Genomic DNA, 5,458 nt, shown 5'->3' with positions numbered 1-5,458 from the left:
GTATAAGAGACAGATTCAAGAGAATCTGGTAAATTTAAACTTTTATTTATTTCACTATAATCTCTGTCTCTTATACTGGAAATTGAAATTATAAAAATGATAAGTATTAATTTCATAATGTTTCAGAGTCTTAGTTTTTTAGATTCTGAATCAAGTTCAGAATGACAAATAAATTACAAAACGTTTAAAACTTGCTCCTTAATCTTCTCCAATTCATCCTTCATCATCACCACCAATTTCTGCATTTCAGAATGGTTAGATTTTGATCCCATGGTGTTGATTTCTCTTCCCATTTCTTGAGTAATAAAACCCAATTTTCTTCCGTTGGCTTCTGTTCCAGCAAGAGTTTCTATGAAATAATTCAGGTGATTTTCTAAACGAACTTTCTCTTCTGTAATATCGTATTTTTCTAGATAAAATATCAATTCTTGCTCAAAACGATTTTGATCTACATTTGCTTGAAGTTCGTCAAGTGCTGTTTTTAATCTAGTTTTTACCGTTTCAATTCGTTCTGCATCATACGCAACTGCATTGTTCATTAGCGTCATGATATTTGCAATTCGATGTAAAAATTCTTTTTCTAATGCAACACCTTCATCTCTTCGAAATTGCATCATGTTTTCTAGCGATTGATCGATTACCGTTTGAATTTCTTTCCAATCGTTTTCGTCAATTTCGTCACGTTCTGTTTTTAAGGCATCAGGCATTCTTACTGCCATTTTCATCAATTCGGTTTCATCAGCATTTGGCAAAACTGCTTTCATTTGGTTGATGTAACCTTTTATAATTGGCACATTGATTTTAGACGATGTTTCTTCGCCTGTAATTTCCACATACAACGAAAAATCAATTTTTCCTCGTTCTAATTTTTGCGAAAGCTGGTTGCGTAAACCCAATTCCATTTCTCTAAAAACAGAAGGCATTCTTGTATTTAAATCTAAACCTTTTGAGTTCAGCGATTTTATTTCTACGGTAATTTTTTTGGTTGGTAATTGCAAAGATGCTTTCCCAAAACCAGTCATTGATTGTATCATTCTTTTATTTTATAGACTTCAAATATAATTAAAAGTTTTCAGTCAAAGTCGCAGTTTTCAGTTTTATACTGTGACTGCTTACTGTGACTGAGAACTCTTTTTTTGTGTAACCAAATAAACTCCGACAAATATTAAAACCGCCGATGTTATTTTGATCCAAGTAAGTTCGTCTTTGCCCAAACTGATGGCGAAAATTGTGGCAAATAATGGTTGTAAATAAATGAAAACTGCCACGATTGTTGGTTTCAATTCACGCATGGAAATTAAATTCAGCAAATACGTTAAAAATGTTGAAAACACTACAACAAAGCCAATTTTCCAATAAATATCGTTTGGAACTATAGCCCAGTTTATCGCTTGAAATTCGTTCCATCCAAAAGGTAAAACCATTATAAATCCGAAGGTGTAAATCCATTTTACAAAGGTGAATGCGTTGTATTTATCCATCAGTTTTTTTACCACAATTAGATAAAAACCATACGAAACCGCGTTTATAAAAACCAGTAAATTTCCTAAAGTAGCATTTGGCGCATTTATCATCGATTTTCCGTAAAGAATTAGAGTTCCGGTTCCAATAAGACCTAAAACTAATCCGAAAACCTTGCGTTTTAGCATGCGTTCTTTCATGATTATTGCCGAAAGAACGAGCACAATCATTGGTGTTGTTACCATTAAAACGGCACCCATAATTGGAGAAGTGTAACTCAATCCTTTAAAAAATGTTAGCATATTTAAGGCAACGCCAAAAAAAGCTGCAGCAATAATTCTAGGAAAATCTCCTAAAGCAATTTTCTCTTTCGGACCAAAAAAGGATACCAACCAAAATAAAATCATTGCACCAAAAACCCGAATTACTATAAAACCAAATGGTTCAATGTACTTTGGCATTACGTCTTTGGCAACAGTAAAAGTCAATCCGTAAATGATGGAAACGAATGTCGCGGCGATTAAAGCCCAAGTTCTTTTAGACATTTTCTAATGCTTTCATTACTTGTAACATGTTTTGTTGCGTGTTTCCGATGTAAATTTTGTCTTGAATTATAAAAACTGGTCGACTAATAAAGGTATAATGCTCTAAAATATACTTGCGATAATCGTCTTCTGTTAAGTTTTTATTTTTCAAATCCATCGATTTGTACAACTGTGCTTTTTTACTAAACAAGGCTTCGTAACTTCCAGAAAGTGAATGCATGTATTCTAATTCTTCCACCGTAATTGGATCTTGTTTTATATCGTGGTATTTTAAATTTGCACTTTTTGGCAACGATTTTATAATTTTTCTACACGTGTCGCAACTCGCTAAATAGTATATCGTATCGGTCATAACTTTTTCTTTTTGCAAAAGTAAGATTTTCAATTCATTTCAAAGATTTTAACCATTAAGATATTTAAGAAAATTAAGTTTAACATATTTTCTCATTGAACTTAACTTTCTTAATGGTTTAAAAAGCAAAAAACTCGCTATTTTTGTAAAAAAATTATAATAAATGAGCACTTTTACTAAAGAAATACATATTCGTTGGGCCGATTTAGATCCAAATTTTCACGTTCGACATTCGGCTTATTACGATTTTGGAGCGCAACATCGTGTTGAAATTCTAGAACAGTTAGGAATGACCGTTAGAGTTATGCAAGAACAACATTTTGGTCCGATTTTGTTTCGCGAGGAATGTGTTTTTAGAAAAGAAATGAGAATGAATCAACAGGTTTTTATTTCTACCAAAGTCGGAAAAGTAAAAGAAGATGCTTCTCGATGGACATTAATTCACGAATTTAAAAACGACAAAGACGAACTTCTAGCAACAATCACTGTAGATGGCGCTTGGATGGACACTAAACTAAGAAAAATCGCAAATCCAACACCACAAATTGCCATTGATGTTATGAATATGATGCCAAAATCAGACGATTTCACGCAATTGTAATTAGAAGCTATTTCCAGCTATTCATTGCAAGTTGGTGATGGAAAATCACATTTTTCTAAGCCCAAAAATGTGCTTCCGTTGGTCGCAATTTTTGGTCAAGAAAAATTGTAATTTTCCATCACCAAGCTTTCCATTACTATCTGGGCTAGGTATTCTCGTTAAATTTAGACTTATCAATTTTAAAACAACTTTGTGACTTGCCATCTTCTTGGCTAAAAACAATCTTTATATCTTTGTAAAAAATATTAGTACAAATGAAATTTAATACCAAAGTTATACACGGTGGACAACACCACGAAAAAGTTACTGGTGCAGTAATGACTCCAGTTTTTCAAACTTCTACTTATGTTCAAACTAGTCCAGGAAAACCAGTTGGCGATTATGAATACAGTCGTGCTGCAAACCCAACGCGTCAAGCTCTAGAAGACGCTTTGGCTTCTATAGAAAATGGCGCACGCGGATTGGCATTTGCATCGGGCTTAGCCGCAACCGATTGTTTACTTAGAATGTTCAAAGCTGGTGATGAAATCATTGCAATGGACGATTTATACGGCGGAACTTATAGATTATTTACAAGATTATACAAAGATTCAGGAATCAAATTTCATTTTGTTGACATGAATGATTTGGAAAAATTCCAATCGTTAATCAATGAAAATACCAAATTGGTTTGGGTAGAAACGCCAACAAATCCGTTAATGAAATTAGCAGATATTGCTGAAATTGCTAAAATTACCAAAAAACACAACTTGCTTTTCGCAGTAGATAATACTTTCGCAACTCCTTATTTGCAAAAACCATTAGATTTAGGTGCTGATATTGTGATGCACTCAGCAACAAAATATCTTGGTGGACATTCAGACGTTATTGCTGGAGCATTGATTATTAAGGACAAAGCATTAGGTGACGAATTGCATTTCAAACAATTTGCAACTGGAGGAACACTTGGTCCAATGGACAGTTATTTGGTTTTACGTGGAATCAAAACGTTGCATTTGCGTGTGCAAAGACATTGTGAAAACGGAATGAAAGTAGCTCAATTTTTAAGCAATCATCCTAAAGTTGCTACTGTTTATTATCCAGGATTACCAAGTCATCCGTTTCATGATATTGCTAAAAAACAAATGAGTGACTTTGGCGGAATGGTTTCATTTACATTCAAATCGGGTAAAAAAGAAGATGCTATTTCATTTTTAGAAAAAGTAAAAGTTTTCACTTTGGCAGAATCGCTTGGTGGTGTTGAAAGTTTGGCCAATCATCCAGCATTAATGACACACGCATCAATTCCTGAAGACAAACGTCTTGAAGTGGGAATTACCGATGATTTAGTACGATTAAGTACAGGTGTTGAAGATATTGAAGATTTACTTGCCGATTTAGAACAAGCCTTTAAATAAAAATAAACATACTAAAAAACCCGATTCAATATTTTTGAATCGGGTTTTTTTATGTTTTTTCTGAAATCTATTGTAAGTAATAAATGTATCCAAAGTTTAGCCAAACATTCCAATCATTGGCTCTGTTTTCTTTATAAATATTTGGATCTGGATTTAAACCATCAACCCAATTAGAGAAATAATATTGCCATCTAAGGTCAATCATTAAATCGGATAATGGAGTTAATTTATATCGAGTACCAACACTTGATACTACAGACCATGTATTGCCACCTTTTCTATCGAAAGCATTGCGGTATTTTTCTGGAGTAACTGTTAATAATTCTCCTAAACCAGGACCAAGTTCTGAATAAGATGTAGGTTTATAGAAACTAAATTGTCCACCTAAACTTATGAATGGTGCCCAACTTCCAATAGTTGCGGTAAAGTCTCTAATGCTGTATGGAAAAAATTCCAATTGCATTCCAATATTTGTAACAGCTGTACTTCCTTTCATTGCACGTAATTGGTCGGCGGTTAAAGACGTTCTGTCTGGATCAACCCATTTTCCAAAATGCTGAAGCTGTGTTTTATTATACGATAATTCACTTCTAAGTTTAAAGTGATCGTTAAAATACGTTTCTGGTGTGTAGCAATTACACTCGGCTTTATAAGAAAAGTTGAGGTAGTGAATTAACCCAATTCCGTAACCAGTATTGCCTGAATTGGTTGAAAAATCATACCTTTCTCCATAATCGGATTGAAAGGCTACAGGTCCAGCTATGACTCCAATTTCATGAGAAAAACCGAACTGTGCATTTGATTGATTTACAAAACCAATGAAAAGCAAAGATAACATTTTGAGGTACTTGGACATTTGGGATATAATTAATTCAATTCGTGACAAATATATAAAAACATCATTCACTAATAAAATAAAATAAATAAATACTTCTATATCTACGAAAAAATGCAGAAATAGTTTTAAAACTACAGAGTAATTTTGATTACCGATAAAAAATCTTAAGAAAAACATAAAAATTATGGGAATTTTAAAAAAAGTAGGCGCATATTTTTAATAAAATGTATCTTTGCCGAATATTCCGAAAACGTTTTCTTAAAC

Annotated in this window: 6 protein-coding genes; 2 read left to right on the top strand and 4 right to left on the bottom strand. The window is 33.1% G+C overall.

Annotated features, from left to right (window positions below):
- Nucleotides 1-173 precede the first annotated feature (173 nt).
- The 3 genes from DIU01_RS01410 to DIU01_RS01400 all read right to left on the bottom strand — a co-directional run bounded on the left by DIU01_RS01410 (nucleotide 174) and on the right by DIU01_RS01400 (nucleotide 2,358).
- On the bottom strand, nucleotides 174-1,034 hold the full coding sequence (locus tag DIU01_RS01410) for a YicC/YloC family endoribonuclease (RefSeq protein ID WP_290831475.1): 861 nt from the start codon (nucleotides 1,032-1,034) through the stop codon (nucleotides 174-176).
- Between the two features lie 78 nt (nucleotides 1,035-1,112).
- Nucleotides 1,113-2,006: a DMT family transporter gene (locus DIU01_RS01405; protein ID WP_290831474.1), complete on the bottom strand. Its 894-nt coding sequence runs from the start codon at nucleotides 2,004-2,006 to the stop codon at nucleotides 1,113-1,115.
- A complete protein-coding gene (locus tag DIU01_RS01400; protein ID WP_290831473.1) occupies nucleotides 1,999-2,358 on the bottom strand; it encodes an arsenate reductase family protein in 360 nt (119 codons plus the stop codon). Before DIU01_RS01400 ends, DIU01_RS01405 begins: the two co-directional genes overlap by 8 nt.
- Nucleotides 2,359-2,521: 163 nt before the next feature.
- Between DIU01_RS01400 and DIU01_RS01395 the strand changes: the two genes are divergently transcribed.
- On the top strand, nucleotides 2,522-2,959 hold the full coding sequence (locus DIU01_RS01395; RefSeq protein ID WP_290831472.1) for a thioesterase family protein: 438 nt from the start codon (nucleotides 2,522-2,524) through the stop codon (nucleotides 2,957-2,959).
- Nucleotides 2,960-3,213: 254 nt separating this feature from the next.
- Nucleotides 3,214-4,356 (top strand): cystathionine gamma-synthase, encoded by a 1,143-nt coding sequence (locus tag DIU01_RS01390; RefSeq protein ID WP_290831471.1) that lies wholly within the window; start codon nucleotides 3,214-3,216, stop codon nucleotides 4,354-4,356.
- A gap of 67 nt (nucleotides 4,357-4,423) precedes the next feature.
- Here the strand turns inward: DIU01_RS01390 and DIU01_RS01385 are convergent, their stop codons facing one another.
- Nucleotides 4,424-5,212 (bottom strand): glutamate dehydrogenase, encoded by a 789-nt coding sequence (locus tag DIU01_RS01385; protein WP_290831470.1) that lies wholly within the window; start codon nucleotides 5,210-5,212, stop codon nucleotides 4,424-4,426.
- Between the last annotated feature and the right edge of the window lie 246 nt (nucleotides 5,213-5,458).

It is taken from the genome of Flavobacterium sp. (assembly GCF_003525665.1).
Taxonomy (GTDB): Bacteria; Bacteroidota; Bacteroidia; order Flavobacteriales; family Flavobacteriaceae; genus Flavobacterium.
Note: the sequence above shows the minus strand (reverse complement) of the source record. Positions and strands in the feature narration are given on the sequence as shown.

Coding starts and splice junctions, on each gene's coding strand:
- DIU01_RS01400 (WP_290831473.1), bottom strand. CDS start 2,358: ATGACCGATACGATATACTATTTAGCGAGTTGCGACACGTGTAGAAAA.
- DIU01_RS01385 (WP_290831470.1), bottom strand. CDS start 5,212: ATGTCCAAGTACCTCAAAATGTTATCTTTGCTTTTCATTGGTTTTGTA.
- DIU01_RS01390 (WP_290831471.1), top strand. CDS start 3,214: ATGAAATTTAATACCAAAGTTATACACGGTGGACAACACCACGAAAAA.
- DIU01_RS01405 (WP_290831474.1), bottom strand. CDS start 2,006: ATGTCTAAAAGAACTTGGGCTTTAATCGCCGCGACATTCGTTTCCATC.
- DIU01_RS01410 (WP_290831475.1), bottom strand. CDS start 1,034: ATGATACAATCAATGACTGGTTTTGGGAAAGCATCTTTGCAATTACCA.
- DIU01_RS01395 (WP_290831472.1), top strand. CDS start 2,522: ATGAGCACTTTTACTAAAGAAATACATATTCGTTGGGCCGATTTAGAT.